At 54.9% G+C, this 23,057-nt stretch carries 22 protein-coding genes and 1 other RNA gene; 15 read left to right on the plus strand and 8 right to left on the minus strand.

Annotated elements, in window-relative coordinates:
• Positions 1-20 precede the first annotated feature (20 nt).
• Both galP and metK read right to left on the minus strand, forming a co-directional pair.
• Entirely contained in the window at positions 21-1,418 is a 1,398-nt protein-coding gene (gene galP / locus D5066_RS20695) for a galactose/proton symporter (protein WP_119917088.1), read from the minus strand.
• Positions 1,419-1,807: 389 nt separating this feature from the next.
• On the minus strand, positions 1,808-2,962 hold the full coding sequence (gene metK / locus D5066_RS20700; protein ID WP_014885184.1) for a methionine adenosyltransferase: 1,155 nt from the start codon (positions 2,960-2,962) through the stop codon (positions 1,808-1,810).
• A gap of 138 nt (positions 2,963-3,100) precedes the next feature.
• Between metK and D5066_RS20705 the strand changes: the two genes are divergently transcribed.
• The 5 genes from D5066_RS20705 (at position 3,101) to speB (ending at position 6,865) form a co-directional block, all read left to right on the plus strand.
• Positions 3,101-3,319: a hypothetical protein gene (locus D5066_RS20705; RefSeq protein ID WP_139784218.1), complete on the plus strand. Its 219-nt coding sequence runs from the start codon at positions 3,101-3,103 to the stop codon at positions 3,317-3,319.
• A 68-nt stretch (positions 3,320-3,387) separates the two neighbouring features.
• A complete protein-coding gene (gene yqgG, locus D5066_RS23365; protein WP_419179132.1) occupies positions 3,388-3,531 on the plus strand; it encodes a small protein YqgG in 144 nt (47 codons plus the stop codon).
• Positions 3,532-3,625: 94 nt separating this feature from the next.
• Complete coding sequence (yqgB, locus tag D5066_RS20710; RefSeq protein ID WP_057979949.1) at positions 3,626-3,757, plus strand: acid stress response protein YqgB; 132 nt, start codon at positions 3,626-3,628, stop codon at positions 3,755-3,757.
• An 8-nt stretch (positions 3,758-3,765) separates the two neighbouring features.
• Positions 3,766-5,742: a biosynthetic arginine decarboxylase gene (gene speA / locus D5066_RS20715; RefSeq protein ID WP_080330050.1), complete on the plus strand. Its 1,977-nt coding sequence runs from the start codon at positions 3,766-3,768 to the stop codon at positions 5,740-5,742.
• Between the two features lie 202 nt (positions 5,743-5,944).
• Positions 5,945-6,865 carry an agmatinase gene (speB, locus tag D5066_RS20720; protein WP_119917090.1) on the plus strand — a complete coding sequence of 307 codons (921 nt, stop codon included), beginning with the start codon at positions 5,945-5,947 and terminating at the stop codon, positions 6,863-6,865.
• A 51-nt stretch (positions 6,866-6,916) separates the two neighbouring features.
• Here the strand turns inward: speB and D5066_RS20725 are convergent, their stop codons facing one another.
• Together D5066_RS20725 and loiP are read right to left on the minus strand one after the other, a co-directional pair.
• Positions 6,917-8,185 (minus strand): OprD family outer membrane porin, encoded by a 1,269-nt coding sequence (locus D5066_RS20725; RefSeq protein WP_119917091.1) that lies wholly within the window; start codon positions 8,183-8,185, stop codon positions 6,917-6,919.
• A gap of 210 nt (positions 8,186-8,395) precedes the next feature.
• Positions 8,396-9,154, minus strand: a complete 759-nt coding sequence (gene loiP, locus D5066_RS20730) for a metalloprotease LoiP (RefSeq protein WP_080330052.1) — start codon at positions 9,152-9,154, stop codon at positions 8,396-8,398.
• Positions 9,155-9,426: 272 nt separating this feature from the next.
• Between loiP and tkt the strand changes: the two genes are divergently transcribed.
• The 7 genes from tkt (at position 9,427) to D5066_RS20765 (ending at position 17,805) form a co-directional block, all read left to right on the plus strand.
• Positions 9,427-11,418 (plus strand): transketolase, encoded by a 1,992-nt coding sequence (tkt, locus tag D5066_RS20735; protein WP_119917092.1) that lies wholly within the window; start codon positions 9,427-9,429, stop codon positions 11,416-11,418.
• A 337-nt stretch (positions 11,419-11,755) separates the two neighbouring features.
• Positions 11,756-12,775, plus strand: coding sequence for an erythrose-4-phosphate dehydrogenase (gene epd / locus D5066_RS20740; protein WP_080330054.1), 1,020 nt, complete (start codon positions 11,756-11,758; stop codon positions 12,773-12,775).
• A gap of 49 nt (positions 12,776-12,824) precedes the next feature.
• On the plus strand, positions 12,825-13,988 hold the full coding sequence (pgk, locus tag D5066_RS20745) for a phosphoglycerate kinase (RefSeq protein WP_023309116.1): 1,164 nt from the start codon (positions 12,825-12,827) through the stop codon (positions 13,986-13,988).
• Positions 13,989-14,080: 92 nt separating this feature from the next.
• Complete coding sequence (gene fbaA / locus D5066_RS20750; RefSeq protein WP_061097137.1) at positions 14,081-15,160, plus strand: class II fructose-bisphosphate aldolase; 1,080 nt, start codon at positions 14,081-14,083, stop codon at positions 15,158-15,160.
• Between the two features lie 186 nt (positions 15,161-15,346).
• Complete coding sequence (mscS, locus tag D5066_RS20755) at positions 15,347-16,201, plus strand: small-conductance mechanosensitive channel MscS (protein WP_119917093.1); 855 nt, start codon at positions 15,347-15,349, stop codon at positions 16,199-16,201.
• 143 nt (positions 16,202-16,344) lie between these two features.
• Complete coding sequence (gene argO, locus D5066_RS20760) at positions 16,345-16,980, plus strand: arginine exporter ArgO (protein WP_119917094.1); 636 nt, start codon at positions 16,345-16,347, stop codon at positions 16,978-16,980.
• A gap of 93 nt (positions 16,981-17,073) precedes the next feature.
• A complete protein-coding gene (locus D5066_RS20765; RefSeq protein ID WP_080330057.1) occupies positions 17,074-17,805 on the plus strand; it encodes an oxidative stress defense protein in 732 nt (243 codons plus the stop codon).
• Between the two features lie 43 nt (positions 17,806-17,848).
• Here the strand turns inward: D5066_RS20765 and argP are convergent, their stop codons facing one another.
• The gene (gene argP, locus D5066_RS20770; protein WP_003860089.1) at positions 17,849-18,742 is read right to left on the minus strand and encodes a DNA-binding transcriptional regulator ArgP; all 894 of its coding nucleotides are present in this window, start codon (positions 18,740-18,742) and stop codon (positions 17,849-17,851) included.
• A 127-nt stretch (positions 18,743-18,869) separates the two neighbouring features.
• On the opposite strand from argP, the gene rpiA reads away from it, so the two are divergent.
• Positions 18,870-19,529, plus strand: a complete 660-nt coding sequence (rpiA, locus tag D5066_RS20775) for a ribose-5-phosphate isomerase RpiA (protein WP_119917095.1) — start codon at positions 18,870-18,872, stop codon at positions 19,527-19,529.
• A 266-nt stretch (positions 19,530-19,795) separates the two neighbouring features.
• Positions 19,796-21,028: a phosphoglycerate dehydrogenase gene (gene serA / locus D5066_RS20780; protein WP_119917096.1), complete on the plus strand. Its 1,233-nt coding sequence runs from the start codon at positions 19,796-19,798 to the stop codon at positions 21,026-21,028.
• Between the two features lie 103 nt (positions 21,029-21,131).
• Here serA and D5066_RS20785 read toward each other — a convergent pair whose 3' ends face one another.
• The 3 genes from D5066_RS20785 to zapA form a co-directional block, all read right to left on the minus strand.
• On the minus strand, positions 21,132-21,728 hold the full coding sequence (locus D5066_RS20785; RefSeq protein ID WP_119917097.1) for a 5-formyltetrahydrofolate cyclo-ligase: 597 nt from the start codon (positions 21,726-21,728) through the stop codon (positions 21,132-21,134).
• Positions 21,729-21,752: 24 nt separating this feature from the next.
• Positions 21,753-21,936: non-coding RNA, 6S RNA (gene ssrS, locus D5066_RS20790), on the minus strand.
• A gap of 41 nt (positions 21,937-21,977) precedes the next feature.
• Entirely contained in the window at positions 21,978-22,307 is a 330-nt protein-coding gene (zapA, locus tag D5066_RS20795; RefSeq protein WP_006811891.1) for a cell division protein ZapA, read from the minus strand.
• A gap of 167 nt (positions 22,308-22,474) precedes the next feature.
• Here zapA and D5066_RS20800 point away from each other — a divergent pair, with 167 nt between their 5' ends.
• The gene (locus tag D5066_RS20800) at positions 22,475-23,053 is read left to right on the plus strand and encodes a YecA/YgfB family protein (RefSeq protein ID WP_072265689.1); all 579 of its coding nucleotides are present in this window, start codon (positions 22,475-22,477) and stop codon (positions 23,051-23,053) included.
• Positions 23,054-23,057 lie beyond the last annotated feature (4 nt).

The following is a 23,057-nucleotide window of genomic DNA, read 5'->3' on the forward strand; positions in this document are numbered from 1 at the left end:
GGATCTTCATCGGCGTTCAGTTAGTCGTGGGCGCCGATTTCGCGCAGCGGACGACCTTTCATCAGGTTACGTTCAATATGTTCCAGCGAAACGTGCTTGGTTTCCGGAACCAGCCAGATGGTCAGCACAATAAAGAAGATATTCAGACCGGCGTAGACCCAGAAGGTGTTCGCGTTGCCCAGGGTATTGAGCATGGTCAGGAACGTTGCGCCGACGATCATGTTGGCAATCCAGTTGGTTGCGGTAGAGCAGGTGATACCAAAATCACGCCCTTTCAGCGGCTGGATCTCAGAGCACAGTACCCAAATCAGCGGACCGGCGCTCATCGCGAACCCGACGATAAACATCAGCAGCATACCCACCGCGAAGTACTGGGCGGTTGGCGAGTGGATGCCCACATGCATCATCGTACCGAGAACGCCCATGCCCGCCGCCATCACCAGGAAGCCCAGCGTCAGGGTTGGCTTACGGCCCCAACGGTCCACCAGACCGATGGCGATAAAGGTCGCCAGTACGTTAGTCAGACCGACGATAACGGTCCCCCACATCTGTTCGGTGGTGTTGGTGTAGCCCGCCAGTTCGAAGATTTTTGGCGCGTAGTACATGATGACGTTCATCCCGGTGAACTGCTGCATCACCTGCAGCAGCACGCCGAGGAACACCGCGCGGCGGAAGTTGCTGTTCTCTTTAAACAGCGCCCAGCCGGACTGTTTTACCTTCAGGCTTTCGCGGATCTCATCCAGCTCGTTTTTTGCCTCCGCGCTGGTATCACGCAGGCGGAGCAGAACGCGTTCGGCGTCATGGAAGCGGCGCTTCGCGGCAAACCAGCGCGGGCTGTCCGGCAGGAAGAAGACACCAATCAGCAGCAGAATGGCCGGGATGATGATCACGCCGAGCATCCAGCGCCATGCGCCGCTGTAGCTGAAGGCGGTATCAGACAGGTACGCGCCGAGAATACCGATGGTGATCATCAGCTGGTACATGGAAATCATGCTGCCGCGGATTTTCTCCGGTGCAATTTCAGAGAGGTAGAGCGGGGCGGTGTATGACGCCACGCCCACTGCAAGGCCCAGCAGCACGCGGGAAAGGATCAGCACTTCAACGTTAGGTGCAGCAGCAGAGAAGAGTGAACCGGCGACGAAGAGGATCGCGCCAATCATCAGGCTCTTTTTGCGTCCGAGCTTGAAGGAGAGCCAGCCGCTGCCGACGGCCCCAACGGCCGCACCGAACATCATGGAGCTGACCACCCATTCCTGGGTATGCGCGTTAATCTGGAATTCGTCTGCGATAAAGGGAAGGGCACCGGCAATAACGCCGATATCCAGGCCAAAGAGTAATCCTGCCAGGGCGGCGAGGAAGCAGACGAAGAATGTCATCGCCTTGTTGGACGTACGCCCCTGTTTTTTATTGTCAGGCATTATGCCCTCCAGTTGGGTTATCAGTTTTATTGATGTAAAGGGTAGGTGAGCGACCCGTAAAAATATGTGAGATTAATCACAATGGTGTAATCGGTTACACTAACGTGAAACCGTAAAAATTATTAAAGCTTTGAAAATATAGAGGTAAACGAGGTGATGCGCATCGCGTTTGTTTGAATTTCAGACTTAACTGAAAGGAAATGTAACAGCAGAAGAAAGGCGATCATGCAAAGAGAATATTCTGAAAGCGGGATATATCCGGCGCGGTGTAATCGGTTTCAAACATTGCCGGGTGGTGGCACCCCGTAGGTCGGTTAAGGCGCAGCCGCCACCCGACACAAAAAAGGCCAGCCTGAAGGCTGGCCTTTTATAAAGCAGCTGTCAGTCGATTACTTCAGACCGGCAGCTTCACGCAGCAGAGCGGCTTTGTCGGTTTTTTCCCATGGGAAATGTTCACGACCAAAGTGACCGTATGCAGCGGTTTCTTTGTAGATTGGGTGCAGCAGATCCAGCATCTGAATCAGGCCGTATGGGCGCAGGTCGAAGAACTCACGTACCAGCAGGGTCAGCTGTTCTGAAGGCACTTTCTCGGTACCGAAGGTTTCCACCATGATAGAGGTTGGCTCAGCCACGCCGATAGCGTAGGAAACCTGAATCTCACAGCGGTCAGCCAGGCCGGCAGCAACGATGTTTTTCGCCACATAACGTGCAGCGTACGCGGCAGAACGGTCAACTTTAGACGGATCTTTACCGGAGAACGCGCCGCCACCGTGACGCGCCATGCCGCCGTAGGTATCAACGATGATTTTACGACCGGTCAGGCCGCAGTCGCCCATTGGGCCGCCGATAACAAAGCGTCCGGTTGGGTTGATGAAGAATTTGGTCGCAGAGCTAAGCCATTCGGTCGGCAGAACCGGCTTGATGATCTCTTCCATCACTGCTTCCTGCAGGGATTTCTGATCGATCTCTTCGGAGTGCTGGGTAGACAGCACCACTGCATCAATGCCGACGATTTTGCCGTCGTCGTACTGGAAGGTCACCTGGCTTTTCGCATCCGGGCGCAGCCACGGCAGGGTGCCATTTTTACGCACTTCAGCCTGACGCTGCACCAGACGGTGTGCGTAGGTAACCGGGGCTGGCATCAGCACGTCGGTTTCATTGGTTGCATAGCCGAACATCAGGCCTTGGTCGCCCGCGCCCTGTTCCAGCGGATCGGCACGGTCAACGCCCTGGTTAATGTCAGGAGACTGTTTGCCAATCGCGCTCAGTACCGCGCAGGAGTTGGCATCAAAGCCCATATCAGAATGCACATAGCCGATCTCACGCACCGTGTTACGGGTGATCTCTTCGATATCAACCCATGCGCTGGTGGTGATCTCACCGCCAACCAGAACCATGCCGGTTTTGACATAGGTTTCACACGCTACGCGTGCTTTAGGATCCTGCGCCAGGATCGCATCCAGCACCGCATCGGAGATTTGGTCAGCAATTTTATCAGGATGTCCTTCTGATACGGACTCGGACGTAAACAGGTGTTTTGCCATGTTTTATTTCACCTAAGAGGAATTTGGTTAGCTCAAGCTGCTGTGTGGAATAGCCAAAGGAGATAATTCTACCAAGGCCTGCAGGTTTTTGACACTGGCAGTATGAGTGTTAATCAGTATAGATGGATTAACATCTGGATGGCTATTTTAGGTCACTTCTTCGCCCGATTTCCAGTTTTTTTTGATTCATCTCTCACTGCGTTGAAATGGCTGCTGGAAATTTTTCCTGACGCTGCTGGCAACACGCGCATTTTTGTTTTGCTTTTTAGCCCCCTTCTCGGTATAAAACGCGGCGCGCGGCTCATACAAAAAAAGCGCTCGATGAACTCATCGTGTCGCCACTTCCAGCCGGGTTAAGCAGTGAACTGTTAGCTTTGGCTTGAGGTCCGTTTCAGCAGAGGCGGCCGTGGAGGTGATACGAGATAATGAACCATCGTTTTCCGCTAATTCAGCGCAGCCGTTCTGGCACGCATTTGATTCCCGCAACCCGCATTTCTAGTCTGCAAACCTGCCGATGTTATACCCATCTCGGCGCTTCTCAGGATTCAAGGGCCGGTTACGCTCTGTGAAAACTGAACAAGGGCGCTCTTGTTAATACAAGAGTTTTCTCGTGGTTTCGCCGAACCTTGTCATACAGAGTTCGGATACGTGTTTTACAATGATATGAATAAGAAACCGGTCGCACGGTCTGGATTTCAGCATACTCTGCTGGGAAACGGAGCCGTTAATGGGTTGTTATCGCCGTATAACGCTGCGATAGTAGTCAACTGTTTTACACTTAATACAAAGAGTTGAGGTTCGCTATGTCTGACGACATGTCTTCTTTTTCGCCTTCGTCAGCGGGCGAACAGGGTGTACTACGTTCTATGCAGGAGGTTGCGATGAGCTCCCAGGAAGCCAGCAAGATGCTGCGCACTTACAATATTGCCTGGTGGGGCAATAACTACTACGACGTCAACGAGCTGGGCCACATCAGCGTCTGCCCGGATCCGGACGTCCCTGAAGCGCGCGTGGATCTCGCTAAGCTGGTGAAAGCCCGTGAAGCACAGGGCCAGCGTCTGCCTGCACTGTTCTGCTTCCCGCAGATCCTGCAACATCGCTTGCGTTCCATTAACGCCGCGTTCAAGCGCGCGCGTGAATCGTATGGTTATAACGGCGACTATTTCCTGGTTTATCCGATCAAGGTGAACCAGCACCGCCGCGTGATTGAATCCCTGATCCACTCCGGCGAACCGCTGGGTCTGGAAGCGGGCTCGAAAGCGGAGCTGATGGCGGTCCTGGCCCATGCGGGCATGACCCGCTCGGTGATCGTCTGTAACGGCTATAAAGATCGCGAATACATTCGTCTGGCGCTGATTGGCGAGAAGATGGGTCACAAGGTCTATCTGGTTATCGAGAAGATGACCGAAATCGCGATCGTGCTGGAAGAGGCCGAGCGTCTGAACGTTATCCCGCGCCTTGGCGTGCGTGCGCGTCTGGCATCGCAGGGTTCCGGGAAATGGCAGTCCTCCGGCGGTGAAAAATCCAAGTTCGGCCTCGCGGCGAACCAGGTGCTGCAATTGGTGGAAATTCTGCGCGAACGCGGTCGTCTGGACAGCATTCAGCTGTTGCACTTCCACCTCGGCTCGCAGATGGCGAATATTCGCGACATCGCCACCGGCGTGCGCGAATCGGCGCGTTTCTATGTTGAGCTGCACAAGCTTGGCGTGAACATCCAGTGCTTTGACGTGGGCGGCGGCCTGGGCGTGGACTACGAAGGGACCCGCTCGCAGTCCGACTGCTCGGTGAACTACGGCCTGAACGAATATGCCAACAACATCATCTGGGCGATTGGCGATGCCTGTGAAGAGCACGGCCTGCCGCACCCGACGGTGATCACCGAATCCGGCCGCGCGGTAACCGCGCACCATACGGTGCTGGTCTCTAACATCATCGGCGTCGAGCGTAGCGAAATTACCGAAGCGACGCCTCCGGCAGACGATGCCCCACGTTCCCTGCAAAGCATGTGGGAAACCTGGCAGGAGATGCACGAGCCGGGTACGCGCCGTTCCCTGCGCGAATGGCTGCACGACAGTCAGATGGATCTGCACGATATTCACGTTGGCTACTCTTCAGGCACCTTTAGCCTGCAGGAGCGCGCGTGGGCGGAGCAGCTCTATCTGAACATGTGCCATGAAGTGCAGAAACAGCTCGACCCGAGCAACCGCGCGCACCGTCCGATTATCGACGAGCTGCAGGAGCGTATGGCGGATAAGATCTACGTCAACTTCTCGCTGTTCCAGTCGATGCCGGACGCCTGGGGTATCGACCAGCTGTTCCCTGTTCTGCCGCTGGAAGGGCTGAACCACGCGCCGGAACGCCGTGCGGTGCTGCTGGACATCACCTGTGACTCCGACGGCGCTATCGACCACTACGTTGACGGGGACGGTATCGCCACCACCATGCCAATGCCGGAATACGACCCGGAGAACCCGCCGATGCTGGGCTTCTTTATGGTGGGGGCGTATCAGGAGATCCTCGGCAACATGCACAACCTGTTCGGCGATACCGAAGCGGTTGACGTGTTCGTGTTCCCTGACGGCAGTGTGGAAGTGGAGCTGTCAGATGAAGGGGACACCGTGGCGGACATGCTGGAATACGTGCAGTTGGATCCGAAAAAACTGCTCACCCAGTTCCGCGACCAGGTGAAAAACACCGGTCTGGACGATGCGCTGCAGCAGCAGTTCCTCGAAGAGTTTGAAGCGGGTCTGTACGGATATACCTATCTGGAAGACGAGTAGGCATTCTTCCCTCTCCCATAGGGGAGAGGGTGAGGGTAAAGACAGCGTAATGCCCTATACTCACTTGAACCCGTATGCCTTACCGGCGATAATTCGTCTCAATAAGCGCTTTACGAATCGATCCCTTCCTCGTCGGGCTTAACGACGCGGAAGGGATTTTTTTTACAGTTTTCAACCCATCGACTTTCAATGAGGTCAGGACATGAGCACTTTAGGTCATCAGTACGATAACTCTCTGGTATCTAACGCGTTTGGTTTTTTACGCCTTCCGATGAACTTCCAGCCGTACGACAGCGACGCGGACTGGGTAATCACCGGCGTACCGTTCGATATGGCGACCTCTGGCCGCGCGGGCGGTCGTCACGGTCCGGCCGCGATCCGTCAGGTTTCCACCAACCTGGCCTGGGAGCACAACCGCTTCCCGTGGAACTTCGACATGCGCGAGCGTCTGAATGTGGTGGACTGCGGTGACCTGGTGTACGCCTTCGGCGACGCGCGCGAGATGAGTGAAAAGCTGCAGGCCCACGCGGAGAAGCTGCTGGCGGCCGGCAAGCGCATGCTCTCCTTCGGCGGTGACCACTTCGTGACCCTGCCGCTGCTGCGCGCTCACGCCAAACACTTCGGTAAAATGGCGCTGGTACACTTTGATGCGCATACCGACACCTACGCGAACGGCTGCGAGTTCGACCATGGCACCATGTTCTACACCGCGCCGAACGAAGGTCTGATCGACCCGAACCACTCCGTGCAGATCGGTATTCGCACCGAGTTCGACAAAGACAACGGCTTCACCGTGCTGGACGCATGCCAGGTCAACGATCGTGGCGTGGACGACATCATCGCGCAGGTTAAGCAGATCGTCGGCGATATGCCTGTCTATCTGACCTTTGATATCGACTGCCTGGATCCGGCTTTTGCGCCGGGTACCGGTACGCCGGTGATCGGCGGCCTGACGTCCGATCGCGCCATCAAGCTGGTGCGCGGTCTGAAGGATCTGAACATCGTGGGTATGGACGTGGTGGAAGTGGCGCCGGCCTATGACCAGTCTGAGATCACTGCGCTGGCCGCAGCGAGCCTGGCGCTGGAAATGCTCTACATTCAGGCTGCCAAAAAAGGCGAGTAAGCCTCGCCTGGTGTGAAAAAAACCTCTCACTTGAGAGGTTTTTTATTGCCTTCAGAACACGTTGAACGGGTACTCTACGTAAGCGCGGATCTCGTCCCCGCCCACGTTATAGTCGCTGGCGTTGCTGGAGACGCGCAGTACGGAATAGCGCAGTTTCAGTTTCAGATCCTTCGCCGGACCGTCCTGCACCTGGTACTGGATCTGGTTAAACCACTCGTGTTCTTTGCCGTTGCTGGTTTCAGACGTCTTAATGTTGTCGCCGCGCACGTAGGCCGTGGTCCAGCTCAGGCCCGGCAGGCCGAGGCCGCCAAAGTCCAGGCCGTACGACGCCTGCCAGGAACGTTCATCTTCGCCGTTAAAATCAGACCAGTAAGAGTTCGCCAGCCAGATGGTGTTGCCGCCGTCACCCACGCCGCCCTTGTCGCGATAGCCGCCGTAGTTGTAGCCAGTGCTGCCGCTGCTCTGCTGGTATGCCACTTTGAACGTGTGAATATCCCAGATGTAGCTCGCCGCCAGGCTCCAGATGGAGTTACTGCGGCCCGTGTCGAGGCTGTCCGCGTAACCCTGATCCAGACGCGAGTTATAACCGTTGAAGTCGAGTACCAGCTGCTGCCCCGTGCTGAACGGTTGTTTGAAGTTCAGACCCAGATACTGTTTGTTCATCACCTCTTCGTTATGAGAGGCGTATAGCGCGCCGCTGAACTGGTCGTTGAACTGGTAGCTTGCGCCGCCGAAGGTCAGGCTTTTCAGGCCGCTGTCGTGGCGGTCGTCGCTTTTACGCTGCTCGTCGGTGAAATAACCGGCGTTCACTTCCAGCCCGTCGATCTCCTTCGAGGTCAGCATAGTACCGGTGTAGCTTTCAAACAGCAGGCGGGAGCTGTCGGCATTGACAATTGGCAGCTCAGGACGCTGATTGCCATAGCTCAGTACGGTATTAGAGATGCGCATTTTGGCCGTCGCGCCAAACTTTGCCAGATCGGATTTGGCCCGGCCATCATCGTCCTGTTTAAAGAAGTCGATGCCGCCCGCACCGCTCTTGCCGCGACCGCCATCCAGGCGCACGCCGTACTGTGCGATGCCGTCTACGCCAAAGCCCACCAGACCTTCGGTATAACCGGATTCAAAGGTGGCGATGATGCCCTGGCCCCATTCGGCTTTATCCTGCTGGCCCTGATGGTAATCACGGCTGATATACGCATTGCGTAAAAACAGGTCTAAATGACTGTCGTCGATAAAACCTTTGCTGTCAGATTGCTGGCTGGCAGCGGCAGGTAATGCGGTGAATAAACTTAAAGCAATTAATGATAATTCTTTTTTCACGGAGGGAACGTCTCTGTCTTAATATATTAAATTGAATTACTGCGCGTTTGATAATTACCGGAATGGTTAACGATTGCAATAAATATGTGACCAGACATTTCAATAGGGAAGGGCTGATTTAACGCGGTGTTCAGGAGGATTACCGATACGTGCGATTAAGTTGGCAATTCATGCGAAATAAAAAGGAGGCAAAATTGCCTCCTTCCAATATTATTTAATTCCGTCAGCGGCCATACGGTCGCGAATATGCTGCGCGCGCGCTTCTGAGGCCGGGTGATCGTCAAACATGGAGCTTTGGCGTCCCGCTTCCAGTTTGGCCAGTTTTTCAAAGCTGGTGGCTAAACCCGATGGGTTAATGCCACGTTTGCGCAACAGATCGTAGGAGTAGTCGTCCGCTTCGGATTCCTGACGCTGTGAGAACTGGGAGTTAACCAGCTTTTCGCCTACGTCACCCAGCTGTGACTGGGACAGGCTGCCAACGATACCGCCCGCAGAAGCCGCCGCCGCGCGGATGGCGTTAGTGCCTAAGGCAACCTGCATCCCTTTCTTGACGTGGCCGAGCGCAACGTGGCCCATTTCGTGGCCGATCACCGCTTCGACTTCGTTGTCGGTCATCATGTCCATCAGGCCGCTATAGACGCGGATGCAGCCGTTGGCCATCGCGAAGGCGTTGACGTCTTTCGCCATGTAAACCTTGTAGTTAACCGGCTGGCCGTTGATGTTATCGCCAAGCGCGGAAGCAATCTTATTCAGACGCTGTGTGTAGGTACTGTCAGCCGGGGCAAGCGTGGCTTTTCCGTCCATATCTTTACAGGCCTGGTCGCTCAGCGCTTTCACCTGCGCGTCGCTCAGGGAATAGGCCTGAAAGGCTTCTGCGCCTGACGTCATCAGACCGTTAGAATCCATACTCTGACAGCCGCTCAGCAGGAGCGTCGTACCCAGGGCCAGCACTATTGCACGCATTTTCATGAGGTTGCTTCCGTACTCGTTAATCTGAATAAAATCCGAAAAGTGCACCGTCAGCGAAGCCGGTGTCGGGCTAAGTATAAGGAATATCTACAGGGGCGGGCGAGCAGATTGCGCAACATGCGAGCATGATCCAGAGATTTCTTATCCTGCAAAAGAATGCTCCATGTACATGCCCTGCGGCTTGGGTTACATTGTTGGCACTTTTTTCCGGCGTAGCCCAAAACGCGCTGTCGTCAAGGGCATGGCCTTTAACAGTCCGATCTGGAGTTAAAATGTCCTCACGTAAAGAGCTTGCTAATGCTATTCGTGCGCTGAGCATGGACGCAGTACAGAAAGCCAAATCCGGCCACCCGGGTGCCCCTATGGGTATGGCTGATATCGCCGAAGTCCTGTGGCGTGATTTCCTTAACCACAACCCTCAGAACCCGGCATGGGCTGACCGCGACCGTTTCGTGCTGTCTAACGGCCACGGCTCTATGCTGATCTACAGCCTGCTGCACCTCACCGGCTACGATCTGCCTATCGAAGAGCTGAAAAACTTCCGTCAGCTGCACTCCAAAACTCCAGGTCACCCGGAAGTGGGTTACACCGCTGGCGTAGAAACCACCACCGGCCCGCTGGGTCAGGGTATTGCTAACGCAGTGGGTATGGCGATTGCCGAGAAGACCCTGGCTGCGCAGTTCAACCGTCCTGGCCACGACATCGTTGACCACTTCACTTACGCATTCCTGGGCGACGGCTGCATGATGGAAGGCATTTCTCACGAAGTGTGCTCCCTGGCCGGTACCCTGAAGCTGGGCAAACTGGTTGCGTTCTATGACGACAACGGTATCTCCATCGACGGTCATGTTGAAGGCTGGTTCACTGACGACACCGCAGCACGTTTCGAAGCCTACGGCTGGCACGTTGTGCGTGGCGTTGATGGCCACGATGCTGACTCGATTAAACGTGCAGTAGAAGAAGCGCGTGCTGTGACCGACAAACCGTCCCTGCTGATGTGCAAAACCATCATCGGCTTCGGTTCTCCGAACAAAGCGGGCACCCATGACTCCCACGGCGCACCGCTGGGCGATGCGGAAATCGCACTGACCCGTGAAGCGCTGGGCTGGAAACACCCTGCATTCGAAATCCCGTCTGAAATCTATGCTCAGTGGGATGCAAAAGAAGTGGGCCAGGCGAAAGAAGCGGCCTGGAACGAGAAGTTCGCTGCTTATGCGAAAGCGTTCCCTCAGGAAGCGGCTGAATTCACCCGTCGTATGAAAGGTGACATGCCGTCTGACTTCGACGCGAAAGCGAACGAGTTCATCGCTAAGCTGCAGGCGAACCCGTCTAAAATCGCGAGCCGTAAAGCGTCTCAGAATGCGATTGAAGCGTTTGGTCCGCTGCTGCCAGAATTCCTGGGCGGCTCCGCTGACCTGGCACCGTCTAACCTGACCCTGTGGTCTGGCTCTAAGCCAATCAACGAAGATACTGCCGGTAACTACATCCATTACGGTGTACGTGAATTCGGTATGACCGCGATTGCCAACGGTATCTCTCTGCACGGCGGTTTCCTGCCGTACACCTCCACCTTCCTGATGTTCGTGGAATATGCACGTAACGCCGTGCGTATGGCTGCGCTGATGAAACAGCGTCAGGTGATGGTCTACACCCATGACTCCATTGGTCTGGGCGAAGATGGCCCAACTCACCAGCCGGTAGAGCAGGTGGCTTCCCTGCGCGTGACCCCGAACATGAGCACATGGCGCCCATGTGACCAGGTTGAATCCGCGGTAGCGTGGAAGTACGGCGTTGAACGTCAGGATGGCCCGACCGCGCTGATCCTTTCCCGTCAGAACCTGGCGCAGCAGGAGCGTACTCCAGAGCAGCTGGCGAACATCGCGCGCGGTGGTTACGTGCTGAAAGATTGCGCGGGCCAGCCTGAGCTGATCTTCATCGCCACCGGTTCAGAAGTTGAACTGGCTGTAGCAGCATGGGAAAAACTGACTGCCGAAGGCGTGAAGGCGCGTGTGGTTTCCATGCCGTCTACCGATGCGTTCGACAAGCAGGATGCGGCTTACCGTGAATCCGTACTGCCTAAAGCAGTTTCCGCTCGCGTGGCAGTGGAAGCGGGTATTGCTGACTACTGGTTCAAATACGTGGGTCTGAACGGTGCTATCGTCGGTATGACCACCTTCGGTGAATCTGCTCCTGCAGAACTGCTGTTCGAAGAGTTCGGCTTCACCGTTGAGAACGTTGTCGCTAAGGCGAAAGAACTGCTGTAATTGTTTGTCCGGTGCGGGCTGATGCCCTCACCCTGGCTCTCTCCCACGGGGAGAGGGAGAATAAAGTAGGCCGGGTAAGCGCTAACGCGCCACCCGGCTTTTTTGTAAGCATTATTCCACCCAAAATGTGACGCAAGTCATATAGCGCGCTTATTCATCTGGACAGACATTCCTTTTATTCCTCGATTCGCTTATTCTTGCTGAAGCGTTTCAGTCGATTAAATGTTCGACAATTGACCAATCAATCGCAGTTTGTGATAGCAAAGATTCCCCTTCGGGCGTAGCTGGATTACTCTTTCAGCCACCTCAAACTCAGGGATAGCTTTGCAGGAGATCTATGACCGTACGCGTAGCGATTAATGGCTTCGGTCGCATCGGGCGCAACGTGGTTCGTGCTTTATATGAATCCGGGCGTCGTGCGGAAATTACCGTGGTAGCAATCAACGAACTGGCGGATGCTGCGGGCATGGCGCATTTGTTGAAATATGACACCAGCCACGGACGCTTTGCCTGGGACGTTCGCCAGGAAAGAGATCAGCTGTTTGTCGGCGACGATGCCATCCGCGTACTGCATGAGAGCAGCATTGCAGGGCTACCGTGGCGTGAACTGGGTGTAGATGTGGTACTGGACTGTACCGGCGTTTATGGCAGCCGCGAACATGGCGAAGCACATCTGGCTGCTGGTGCAAAAAAAGTCCTCTTTTCTCATCCCGGCAGTAACGACCTCGACGCAACCGTCGTGTTTGGCGTCAACCAGCATGAGCTGCAGGCCGAACACCGTATTGTCTCCAACGCCTCCTGCACCACCAACTGCATTATTCCGGTCATCAAACTGTTAGACGATGCGTATGGCATAGAATCCGGCACCGTGACCACGATTCACTCCGCCATGCACGATCAGCAGGTTATCGACGCCTATCACCCGGATTTGCGACGCACTCGCGCGGCGAGCCAGTCTATCATCCCGGTGGACACAAAGCTGGCTGCCGGGATCACCCGCATTTTCCCGCAGTTTAACGACCGTTTTGAAGCGATTGCCGTGCGTGTTCCCACGATAAACGTCACCGCAATTGATCTCAGCGTGACGGTGAAAAAACCGGTAAAAGCCTGTGAAGTCAACCTGTTGCTGCAAAAAGCGGCACAGGGGGCATTTCATGGTATAGTTGACTATACGGAATTACCGTTGGTCTCAGTAGATTTTAACCACGACCCGCACAGCGCCATCGTAGATGGCACGCAAACGCGAGTCAGTGGTGCACACCTTATCAAGACGCTGGTCTGGTGTGATAACGAATGGGGCTTTGCTAACCGAATGCTCGACACCACGTTAGCAATGGCCGCTCAAGGTTTCAGGTAAGACGCATCGTGCGTCTGCAAAACTTTAAGAATCAACGAGAGGATTCACCATGTCTGTAATTAAGATGACCGATCTGGATCTGGCTGGTAAACGCGTTTTCATCCGTGCCGATCTGAACGTACCGGTTAAAGATGGCAAAGTGACCAGCGACGCGCGTATCCGCGCATCTCTGCCAACCATCGAACTGGCTCTGAAGCAGGGCGCGAAAGTGATGGTCACCTCCCACCTGGGCCGTCCAACCGAAGGCGAGTACAACGAAGAGTTCTCTCTGCTGCCAGTTGTTAATTACCTGAAAGACAAACTGTCCAACCCGGTTCGCCTGGTGAAAGATTACCTGGACGGCGTTGAAGTCGCTGCCGGTGAACTGGTTGTTCTGGAAAACGTTCGCTTCAACAAAGGCGAGAAGAAAGACGACGAAACCCTGTCCAAAAAATACGCTGCACTGTGCGACGTATTCGTCATGGATGCATTCGGTACGGCTCACCGTGCGCAGGCGTCTACCCACGGTATCGGTAAATTCGCCGACGTCGCGTGTGCGGGTCCTCTGCTGGCTGACGAACTGGAAGCGCTGGGTAAAGCACTGAAAGAACCTGCTCGTCCAATGGTCGCTATCGTTGGTGGTTCTAAAGTGTCTACCAAACTGACCGTTCTGGATTCCCTGTCTAAAATCGCTGACCAGCTGATCGTTGGCGGTGGTATCGCAAACACCTTCGTTGCCGCTCAGGGCCACAACGTGGGTAAATCCCTGTATGAAGCAGACCTGGTTGACGAAGCCAAACGCCTGCTGGGCACCTGTGATATCCCGGTTCCAACTGACGTTCGCGTGGCGACCGAGTTCTCTGAAACCGCAACCGCGACCCTTAAATCTGTTAACGACATCAAAGATGAAGAGCAGATCCTGGACCTGGGCGACGTTTCTGCACAGAAACTGGCTGAAATCCTGAAAAACGCAAAAACTATCCTGTGGAACGGTCCTGTCGGCGTGTTCGAATTCCCGAACTTCCGTAAAGGGACTGAAATCGTTGCTAACGCTATCGCAGACAGCGAAGCGTTCTCTATCGCAGGCGGTGGTGACACCCTGGCAGCAATCGACCTGTTCGGTATCGCTGACAAGATCTCCTACATCTCCACTGGTGGCGGTGCATTCCTCGAGTTCGTGGAAGGCAAAGTTCTGCCAGCAGTAGCAATGCTCGAAGAGCGCGCTAAGAAGTAAGCCATTCAGGGGCAGGGAAACCTGCCCAATTTTCAGCGCGCTTATAAGAGCTCGCACCTTTTCTAACGGCCGAAGATACAGGACTAAGCAACATGTCTAAAATTTTTGATTTCGTAAAACCTGGCGTTATCACTGGTGATGACGTACAGAAAGTGTTCCAGGTAGCTAAAGAAAACAACTTCGCTCTGCCAGCAGTTAACTGCGTGGGTACCGACTCCATCAACGCCGTACTGGAAACTGCTGCTAAAGTTAAAGCGCCAGTTATCGTTCAGTTCTCTAACGGCGGCGCTGCGTTCATCGCAGGTAAAGGCGTGAAAACTGACATTCCTCAGGGCGCTGCAATCCTGGGTGCTATTTCTGGTGCGCACCACGTTCACCAGATGGCTGAGCACTACGGTGTGCCAGTTATCCTGCACACTGACCACTGCGCGAAGAAACTGCTGCCGTGGATCGACGGTCTGCTGGACGCGGGCGAAAAACACTTCGCAGCAACCGGTAAGCCACTGTTCTCTTCTCACATGATCGACCTGTCTGAAGAGTCACTGCACGAAAACATCGAAATCTGCTCTAAATACCTGGCGCGCATGGCCAAAATGGACATGACCCTGGAAATTGAACTGGGTTGCACCGGTGGTGAAGAAGACGGCGTGGACAACAGTCACATGGACGCTTCTGCCCTGTACACCCAGCCAGAAGACGTTGATTACGCTTACACCGAGCTGAGCAAAATCAGCCCACGCTTCACCATCGCAGCGTCCTTCGGTAACGTGCACGGCGTTTACAAACCAGGTAACGTGGTTCTGACCCCGACCATCCTGCGTGATTCTCAGGAATACGTGTCCAAGAAACACAACCTGCCGCACAACAGCCTGAACTTCGTCTTCCACGGCGGTTCCGGTTCTTCTGCTCAGGAAATCAAAGACTCCGTAAGCTACGGCGTAGTGAAAATGAACATCGATACCGACACCCAGTGGGCAACCTGGGACGGTATCCTGCAGTACTACAAAACCAACGAAGCTTACCTGCAGGGCCAGCTGGGCAACCCGAAAGGCGAAGACCAGCCGAACAAGAAATACTACGATCCACGCGTATGGCTGCGCGCTGCACAGACGTCCATGGTGACCCGTCTGGAGCAGGCATTCAAAGAACTGAACGCGATCGACGTTCTGTAATTTGAGCTGCTAACAGCATCAGAAGGCCCGCAAATGCGGGCCTTTTTTTATGCGTTTTCAACATGCTGCAACATCTGCTTTTGTGATCTGTTTGGCAAAACTTGCGCTTTTTGTTTACCCTTTACTGACCTGCCTGTCTCCCTGAGGGATAGATTTAGTGTTTTGGTTTAACAAAAGGAAGAATAAATGGAACAACTCGATGTTGTAGACAGCATCAATCACGCCGGTAACTGGCTGGTGCGCAACCAGGCGTTATTGCTGAGCTACACCGTTAATATTGCTGCTGCCATTGTCATTATCATCGTCGGGATGATCGTGGCGCGGATTGTATCGAACGCGGTCAATCGCGTGATGCTTGCTCGTCACATTGACGCCACAGTGGCTGATTTCCTTTCTGCACTGGTGCGCTATGGCATCATCGCGTTCACGCTGATTGCAGCTCTGGGGCGCGTGGGCGTTCAGACGGCATCGGTTATTGCTGTGCTCGGTGCCGCTGGTCTGGCTACTGCGCTGGCGCTGCAGGGCTCGCTTTCAAACCTGGCGGCAGGCGTGCTGCTGGTCACCTTCCGTCCGTTCCGCTCGGGTGAATACGTTGATCTTGGCGGGATTGCCGGAACCGTGCTGCAGGTGCAGATTTTCTCAACAACGCTGCGTACCGTTGATGGCCGTATTGTGGTGGTGCCGAACGGTAAAATCATCGCCGGCAATATCATTAACTTCTCCCGCGAGCCGGTGCGCCGTAACGAGCTGATTATCAGCGTGGCGTATGATTCCGACATCGATCAGGTGAAGTCGCTGATCAGCAACATCATTGCATCAGACGATCGCATTCTGAAAGACAAAGAGCAGACGGTTCGCCTGAACGAGCTGGGCGCGTCCTCGATTAACTTTGTGGTGCGTATCTGGAGCAAAAGCAGCGATCTGCAAAACGTCTACTGGGACGTACTGGAACGCATCAAACGCGAGTTTGACGCCAACGGCATCAGCTTCCCGTACCCGCAGATGGACGTAAATGTTAAAAAAGTCAAAGAAGCAGAGTAACTTTACCAGTAGGCCCGGTAAGCGCTAGCCACCGGGCTTTTTGGTTATTAGCCGTGCTAATCCCCAATTAATATTATCCATTTCCTCTTATGTAATTCGCGCAGTATAGTCAACTTCCAGAACAATACTGTGAGAATTTCTTCATGTTATCGTATTATTTTCAGGGGCTTGCGTTAGGCACGGCCATGATCCTCCCCCTTGGTCCACAAAATGCGTTTGTGATGAACCAGGGCATTCGCCGCCAGTATCATCTGATGATTGCCCTGCTATGCGCGGTGAGCGATTTGCTGCTGATTTGCGCCGGGATCTTTGGCGGCAGCGCGTTGCTGATGCAATCCCCATGGCTGCTGGCGCTGGTCACCTGGGGCGGCGTGGCGTTCCTGCTGTGGTACGGATTCGGTGCCCTGAAAACTGCAATGAGCAGCAATCTTGAACTGGCGAGCGCCGAAGTGATGAAGCAAGGGCGCTGGAAGATTATCGTCACCATGCTGGCGGTCACCTGGCTAAATCCGCACGTCTACCTCGATACCTTTGTGGTGCTGGGCAGCCTGGGCGGACAGCTGGACGTTGAGCCGAAACGCTGGTTTGCGCTCGGCACGGTCAGTGCCTCTTTCCTCTGGTTCTTCGGCCTGGCAATCCTGGCAGCGTGGCTGGCACCGCGCCTGCGGACTGCTAAAGCGCAGCGCATCATTAATACGCTGGTGGGGCTGGTGATGTGGTTTATCGCTTTCCAGCTGGCGAAAGAGGGGATTCATCACGTACAGGGATTGTTCAACTAAGCGTTTGTCTTATGGACATCTGAACAAGACCCGCTAAGCTTGCTGGCATGCGCCCTGTTGTTGGGGCACTCTTCGCAACATGGAGGAATGACAGTGAAGTTTAAAGTGATGGCCCTGGCGGCATTAGTAAGTTTAGGTGCGGTGTCGGTGCAGGCAAGTGAACTGCCGGATGGCCCGCACATCGTCACGTCAGGCACCGCAAGCGTGGACGCGGTACCGGATGTTGCAACCCTGGCAATTGAAGTGAATGTGGCTGCAAAAGATGCCGCTTCCGCCAAAAAACAGGCAGACGATCGTGTTGCGCAATATCTCTCTTTCCTGGAACAGAACGGTGTTGCTAAAAAAGACATCAGCTCTGCGAACCTGCGTACCCAACCGGATTACGACTACCAGAACGGCAAAAGTATCCTGAAAGGCTATCGCGCCGTGCGCACTGTGGAAGTGACCGTGCGCCAGCTGGACAAGCTGAATTCCCTGCTGGACGGCGCGCTGAAGGCGGGCCTGAACGAAATCCGTTCTGTGTCGCTGGGCGTTGCGCAACCGGAGAAGTATAAAGACGAAGCGCGTAAAGCGGCGATTGACGATGCTATTCATCAGGCGGAACAGCTGGCGTCCGGCTTCAAGAGTAAGCTCGGCCCGGTTTACAGCGTGCGTTACCACGTCTCTAACTACCAGCCAAGCCCGATGGTGCGGATGATGAAGGCGGATGCCGCCCCGGTTTCTGCTCAGGAAACCTACGAGCAGCCAACCATTCAGTTCGACGATCAGGTGGATGTGGTCTTCCAGCTGGAGCCTGTTGCAGCACAGCCGAAACCTGCACAATAATCAGTAGGCCGGGTAAGGCGTAGCCGCCACCCGGCTTTTCTTTTTAATCCTGCCTCAAAACCTTGTGCCCAAATGCCAGCAGCGCGTCGGTGACGTTGCGCATCATGCGGCTTTCCGGCGCAAAGCGGTGCCAGTACAGCATCCGGCGCTGATAGAGACCCGGCGTTAAATCAATCAGCTCACCGCTTTTTAACTCTTTCTCAATTTGCAGATGTGGGATCATGCAGCAGGTGGTGCCCTGACGTGCAAGCTGCACAAAGGCTTCTGACGAGTTGACGATATGGCACGGCACGCTGCCCGGAGGCAGGTCGAAATTCTGCTGCAGGAAAGCCTGATGCATATCGTCCAGATGGTCGAACGCCACGGCAGGCGCCTTCAGCAGCGCGGCGCGGGTGACGCCGTTCGGGAAGTAGCGCTCAGCGAAGGCTTTTGAACCGACAAACAGGTAGTCCAGCGCACCTAGCTGATCCACCAGGCAGCTCGGCAGCGCCTGAGGCTGGATACTGACCGCCCCAACCACTTCACCGCGACGCAGGCGCTCCTGGGTGCGGGTTTCATCTTCAACCTGGAGATTCAGGCGGATAGGGGAGTCGGCCAGCACTGGCGCAAGAGCCGGCAACAGCCAGGTTGCCAGACTGTCAGCGTTGACCGCCAGCGAGAGCAGCAGCGGCGTGGAGCCCGTTTGTTCATCACCCAGCCACTCATCTTCCAGCAGTTCAACCTGGCGCAGCAGGGCGAGGAGCTTTTGCCCTTGTTCCGTTGGACGCGGCGGCACGGTACGCACCAGCAGCGGCTGCCCGAACATGTTTTCAAGCTGTTTGATACGCTGTGATACGGCGGACTGGGTGATGCACAGCTTTTGCGCCGCGCGTTCAAAACCGCGTTCACGAATAACTGCATCAAGTGCCTGTAGTGTTCTGTAGTCCGGACGTTTCATTGCTCTGGCTGACTCCTTAATTTTGCTTAATCTGCACTATGACACAATTTTCCCTTCGTGGCAGACGAAATCCATTCGACGTGTTCTATAATGCGCCCTGAGTTTTCACACCACAGGCAAAACGATCATGACGCAGGATGAACTGAAAAAAGCAGTAGGATGGGCCGCTCTCCAGTACGTACAGCCAGGTACCATTGTCGGTGTTGGTACAGGGTCGACGGCGGCACACTTTATCGATGCGCTGGGCACGATGAAGGGGCAGATCGAGGGCGCGGTTTCCAGCTCCGATGCCTCCACGGAAAAGCTGAAAAGCCTCGGCATTACCGTTTTCGATCTCAACGAAGTGGACTGTCTGGGGATTTACGTTGATGGCGCGGATGAAATCAACGGCCACATGCAGATGATCAAAGGCGGCGGCGCGGCGCTGACCCGCGAAAAGATCATTGCTTCCGTTGCGGACAAGTTCATCTGCATCGCGGATGCCTCCAAGCAGGTCGATATTCTGGGGAATTTCCCGCTGCCGGTTGAAGTGATCCCGATGGCTCGCAGTGCGGTTGCGCGTCAGCTGGTGAAGCTGGGCGGTCGTCCGGAATATCGTCAGGGCGTGGTGACCGACAACGGTAACGTGATCCTCGACGTTCATGGCCTGGAAATCCTCGACGCGATTGCGCTGGAAAATGCCATCAATAGCATTCCAGGCGTAGTCACTGTAGGGTTATTTGCCAACCGTGGCGCGGACGTGGCGCTGATCGGCACTGCTGACGGCGTGAAAACCATCGTAAAATGATCTGACGGGGGGAGTTCTCCCCCCGCTAAAAAATTTTTGAAAAGCTAAATTCGGTGACTTGTGTCACGTTTTTCCGCCTCTTTTGCCGATCCTGCCACGTTCATAAATTTCCACAGCATTTTCCTCTGCCATTTAGCCCTGTATGACTTTTCTTCAGAGTGCCGACGCAAACGTTCATATTGCTGCAATAGTTTTTTTTGATATGTTGGCTACAGCGGATTTTAATCCAGCACAACATCAGTTCAGATAAAAACAGGGTCGGGGAAATGGCAAAGGTATCACTGGAGAAAGACAAAATTAAATTCCTGCTGGTCGAGGGCGTGCATCAAAAAGCAATCGATAGCCTTCGTGCGGCAGGTTACACCAACATCGAATTTCACAAAGGCGCGCTGGACACCGAAGAGCTGAAAGCGGCCATCCGTGATGCCCATTTCATTGGCCTGCGATCCCGTACTCACCTGACTGAAGATGTGATTGCCGCGGCGGAAAAGCTGGTTGCCATTGGCTGCTTCTGCATCGGCACCAACCAGGTCGACCTGAATGCTGCCGCCAAACGCGGTATCCCGGTCTTTAACGCCCCGTTCTCCAACACCCGTTCCGTGGCGGAGCTGGTGATTGGCGAACTGCTGCTGCTGCTGCGCGGTATCCCGGAAGCTAACGCTAAAGCGCACCGCGGCGTGTGGAACAAACTGGCAGCGGGCTCATACGAAGCTCGTGGTAAAAAACTGGGTATCATCGGCTACGGCCACATCGGTACGCAGCTCGGTATTCTGGCGGAATCCCTGGGTATGCACGTGTTTTTCTACGATATCGAAAGCAAGCTGCCGCTGGGCAATGCGACCCAGGTTCAACACCTGTCTGACCTGCTGAACATGAGCGACGTGGTGAGCCTGCACGTGCCGGAAAACGCCTCCACCAAAAACATGATGGGCGCGGAAGAGCTGGCGCTGATGAAGCCGGGCTCTCTGCTGATCAACGCCGCTCGCGGTACGGTGGTCGATATTCCTGCGCTGTGCGACGCGCTGAAGCGTAAGCATCTGGCGGGGGCGGCCATCGACGTGTTCCCGACGGAGCCTGCCACCAACAGCGATCCGTTTAACTCTCCGCTGTGTGAATTCGACAACGTGATCCTGACGCCACACATCGGCGGTTCGACTCAGGAAGCGCAGGAGAATATCGGTCTGGAAGTGGCGGGTAAGCTGAGCAAATATTCCGACAACGGTTCAACGCTCTCTGCGGTGAACTTCCCGGAAGTGTCTTTGCCGCTGCACGGTGGTCGTCGTCTGCTGCACATCCACGAAAACCGTCCTGGCGTGCTGACCGCCATCAACCAGATCTTTGCCGAGCAGAGCGTTAACATTGCGGCCCAGTACCTGCAAACCAACTCGCAGATGGGCTACGTGGTTATCGATATTGAAGCCGATGAAGATGTTGCCGAGAAAGCGCTGCAGAGCATGAAGGCCATACCGGGAACGATTCGCGCGCGTCTGCTGTACTGATCCTTGCGGTCTGTGGTGTCGGGTGGCGCTGACGCTTACCCGACCTACAATGTTCGAGGTTTTTCGTAGGCCGGGTAAGGCGCAGCCGCCACCCGGCTTTATGCTACCAAAGCCACGTTTTACTTGGCGTTACCACCGCAGGCAGCGGAATATCCCATTTCTCCACCGGCAAGGCTTCTACAGCCTGGCAATCATGCGCATAGCCGACCGGCTGCAAACCATACTGCCGCCAGTTTTGCAGCGTTCGGTCGTAAAAACCGCCGCCCATACCTAAGCGCTGTCCCTGCTCATCAAACGCCACCAGCGGCGTAATCAGCACGTCCAGCTCGGACAGCGGTAATACGTCGCGCACGTCGAGTTTTGGCTCGGTAATTTTCAGACGATTTACCACCAGCTCGCTGTGCGGGTGGTAGTGCAGAAACAGCAAATTACCTTTGCTAAACGGATGCAGTACCGGCAGGTAAACCCGTTTTCCGGCGCGCCAGAGCTGGTCGATAAGCGGCTGGGTATCCAGCTCGCCATCAAACGACAGAAACAGGGCGACCGTGTTGGCCATCACGACAGGCGGATAGGCCATCATGCGGGCGGCGGCCTGCTGCGCAAAGTGTGCTTGTTGTTCGGACGTAAGTGCGCGACGACGCTGGCGAATGAGCTGACGGATGTCCTGGCGTGAAGCAGAAACTTCAGGGAATTGAGTCATGGTAGTCGGTAGAAGAAGAAAGAGGGAATCTCCGAGATGCCGCCGCAGGCTGTAACCCTTGAACCCTTGGTTCAAGGTGAATGTGTCGTCATAGTTTTAAGGCTTCTCGGACGAACCGAGCATGCTCACCAACCATGGAGCGCCACATTCTTGTGGTATGAAATATCGGCTCAGGGGACTGGCCCGCTTGCGAACATCTCAGAGAAATTTTGTCTTCACAGTTACTCTACCATAGTCAACTGCGAAGTGTTATTCAAACTTTGGTCCCGGCCTTTCGGGATTGCGACCTTGATCAAGCAACGCTTGTTCAATGGTCTGCTGGAGCATTTTAATGCGCTGCTCCATGCTAGCCGCGTAGTCGCGGGTCTTCGCTTTTTCCTGAGTCAGTTCATAGCTGATATTCAACGCGGCGATGAAAACCAGCTGCTCAGTATTTGTGACTCTAGTGCGTTCTTTTAGATCTTGCAACCGCTGATTCAAATCGTCCGCAGCCTGATTCAAAGCATCCCTTTGTTCAGGCGGACAATTCACTCGCAGTGAACGGCCAAAAATCTGGAGATCGACGGGTTGTGCAGACATGCCACCTTCCTGCTGATTGACTGCGCTGCCTTCGCTAACTGGCCCGGGGGCTGCGAAGGGGCGACACTATAGCTACCCTGATGTGAAGATACAAGCCCTTTTCTGGTATCACCAGGGTCCAAAGTGGTAGCATATCATGAATATCCTCCCTTTGATGACGAATGCGTATGTCTATACAGAACGAAATGCCTGGTTACAAGGATTTAAACCAGTTACTGAACCAGCAGGGAGTCGGTCTTACCCCTGCCGAAATGCACGGTCTGATCAGCGGCATACTGTGCGGCGGAAACAGCGACAGCTCATGGCAGCCGCTGATCCACGACCTCACGAACGAAGGGCTGGCGTTTGGCCACGAACTGGCGGAAGCGCTGCGTAAAATGCACGCCGCAACCAGCGATTCGCTGGAAGACGATGGCTTCCTTTTTCAGCTTTATCTGCCTGAAGGCGACGATGTCAGCGTCTTCGATCGCGCCGATGCGCTCGCGGGTTGGGTAAACCACTATCTGCTTGGCCTGGGCGTTACCCAGCCGAAGCTCGATAAAGTGACCGGCGAAGCGGGTGAAGCGATCGACGATCTGCGCAACATCGCCCAGCTTGGCTACGATGAAGACGAAGATCAGGAAGAGCTGGAGATGTCTCTCGAAGAGATCATCGAGTACGTGCGCGTGGCGGCGCTGCTGTGCCACGACAACTTTACGCGTTCGCAGCCGACCGCGCCGGAAGTTCGCAAGCCAACCTTACATTAAGAAA

Origin of the sequence: Enterobacter chuandaensis, assembly GCF_003594915.1 — a bacterium.
Taxonomy (GTDB): domain Bacteria; phylum Pseudomonadota; class Gammaproteobacteria; order Enterobacterales; family Enterobacteriaceae; genus Enterobacter; species Enterobacter chuandaensis.

What these genes read in the sequence shown, in the direction of transcription:
- galP (WP_119917088.1), bottom strand. Translation starts at nt 1,418, where the DNA reads ATGCCTGACAATAAAAAACAGGGGCGTACGTCCAACAAGGCGATGACA.
- metK (WP_014885184.1), bottom strand. Translation starts at nt 2,962, where the DNA reads ATGGCAAAACACCTGTTTACGTCCGAGTCCGTATCAGAAGGACATCCT.
- D5066_RS20705 (WP_139784218.1), top strand. Translation starts at nt 3,101, where the DNA reads ATGGCTATTTTAGGTCACTTCTTCGCCCGATTTCCAGTTTTTTTTGAT.
- yqgG (WP_419179132.1), top strand. Translation starts at nt 3,388, where the DNA reads ATGAACCATCGTTTTCCGCTAATTCAGCGCAGCCGTTCTGGCACGCAT.
- yqgB (WP_057979949.1), top strand. Translation starts at nt 3,626, where the DNA reads ATGAATAAGAAACCGGTCGCACGGTCTGGATTTCAGCATACTCTGCTG.
- speA (WP_080330050.1), top strand. Translation starts at nt 3,766, where the DNA reads ATGTCTGACGACATGTCTTCTTTTTCGCCTTCGTCAGCGGGCGAACAG.
- speB (WP_119917090.1), top strand. Translation starts at nt 5,945, where the DNA reads ATGAGCACTTTAGGTCATCAGTACGATAACTCTCTGGTATCTAACGCG.
- loiP (WP_080330052.1), bottom strand. Translation starts at nt 9,154, where the DNA reads ATGAAAATGCGTGCAATAGTGCTGGCCCTGGGTACGACGCTCCTGCTG.
- tkt (WP_119917092.1), top strand. Translation starts at nt 9,427, where the DNA reads ATGTCCTCACGTAAAGAGCTTGCTAATGCTATTCGTGCGCTGAGCATG.
- epd (WP_080330054.1), top strand. Translation starts at nt 11,756, where the DNA reads ATGACCGTACGCGTAGCGATTAATGGCTTCGGTCGCATCGGGCGCAAC.
- pgk (WP_023309116.1), top strand. Translation starts at nt 12,825, where the DNA reads ATGTCTGTAATTAAGATGACCGATCTGGATCTGGCTGGTAAACGCGTT.
- fbaA (WP_061097137.1), top strand. Translation starts at nt 14,081, where the DNA reads ATGTCTAAAATTTTTGATTTCGTAAAACCTGGCGTTATCACTGGTGAT.
- mscS (WP_119917093.1), top strand. Translation starts at nt 15,347, where the DNA reads ATGGAACAACTCGATGTTGTAGACAGCATCAATCACGCCGGTAACTGG.
- argO (WP_119917094.1), top strand. Translation starts at nt 16,345, where the DNA reads ATGTTATCGTATTATTTTCAGGGGCTTGCGTTAGGCACGGCCATGATC.
- argP (WP_003860089.1), bottom strand. Translation starts at nt 18,742, where the DNA reads ATGAAACGTCCGGACTACAGAACACTACAGGCACTTGATGCAGTTATT.
- rpiA (WP_119917095.1), top strand. Translation starts at nt 18,870, where the DNA reads ATGACGCAGGATGAACTGAAAAAAGCAGTAGGATGGGCCGCTCTCCAG.
- serA (WP_119917096.1), top strand. Translation starts at nt 19,796, where the DNA reads ATGGCAAAGGTATCACTGGAGAAAGACAAAATTAAATTCCTGCTGGTC.
- D5066_RS20785 (WP_119917097.1), bottom strand. Translation starts at nt 21,728, where the DNA reads ATGACTCAATTCCCTGAAGTTTCTGCTTCACGCCAGGACATCCGTCAG.
- zapA (WP_006811891.1), bottom strand. Translation starts at nt 22,307, where the DNA reads ATGTCTGCACAACCCGTCGATCTCCAGATTTTTGGCCGTTCACTGCGA.
- D5066_RS20800 (WP_072265689.1), top strand. Translation starts at nt 22,475, where the DNA reads ATGTCTATACAGAACGAAATGCCTGGTTACAAGGATTTAAACCAGTTA.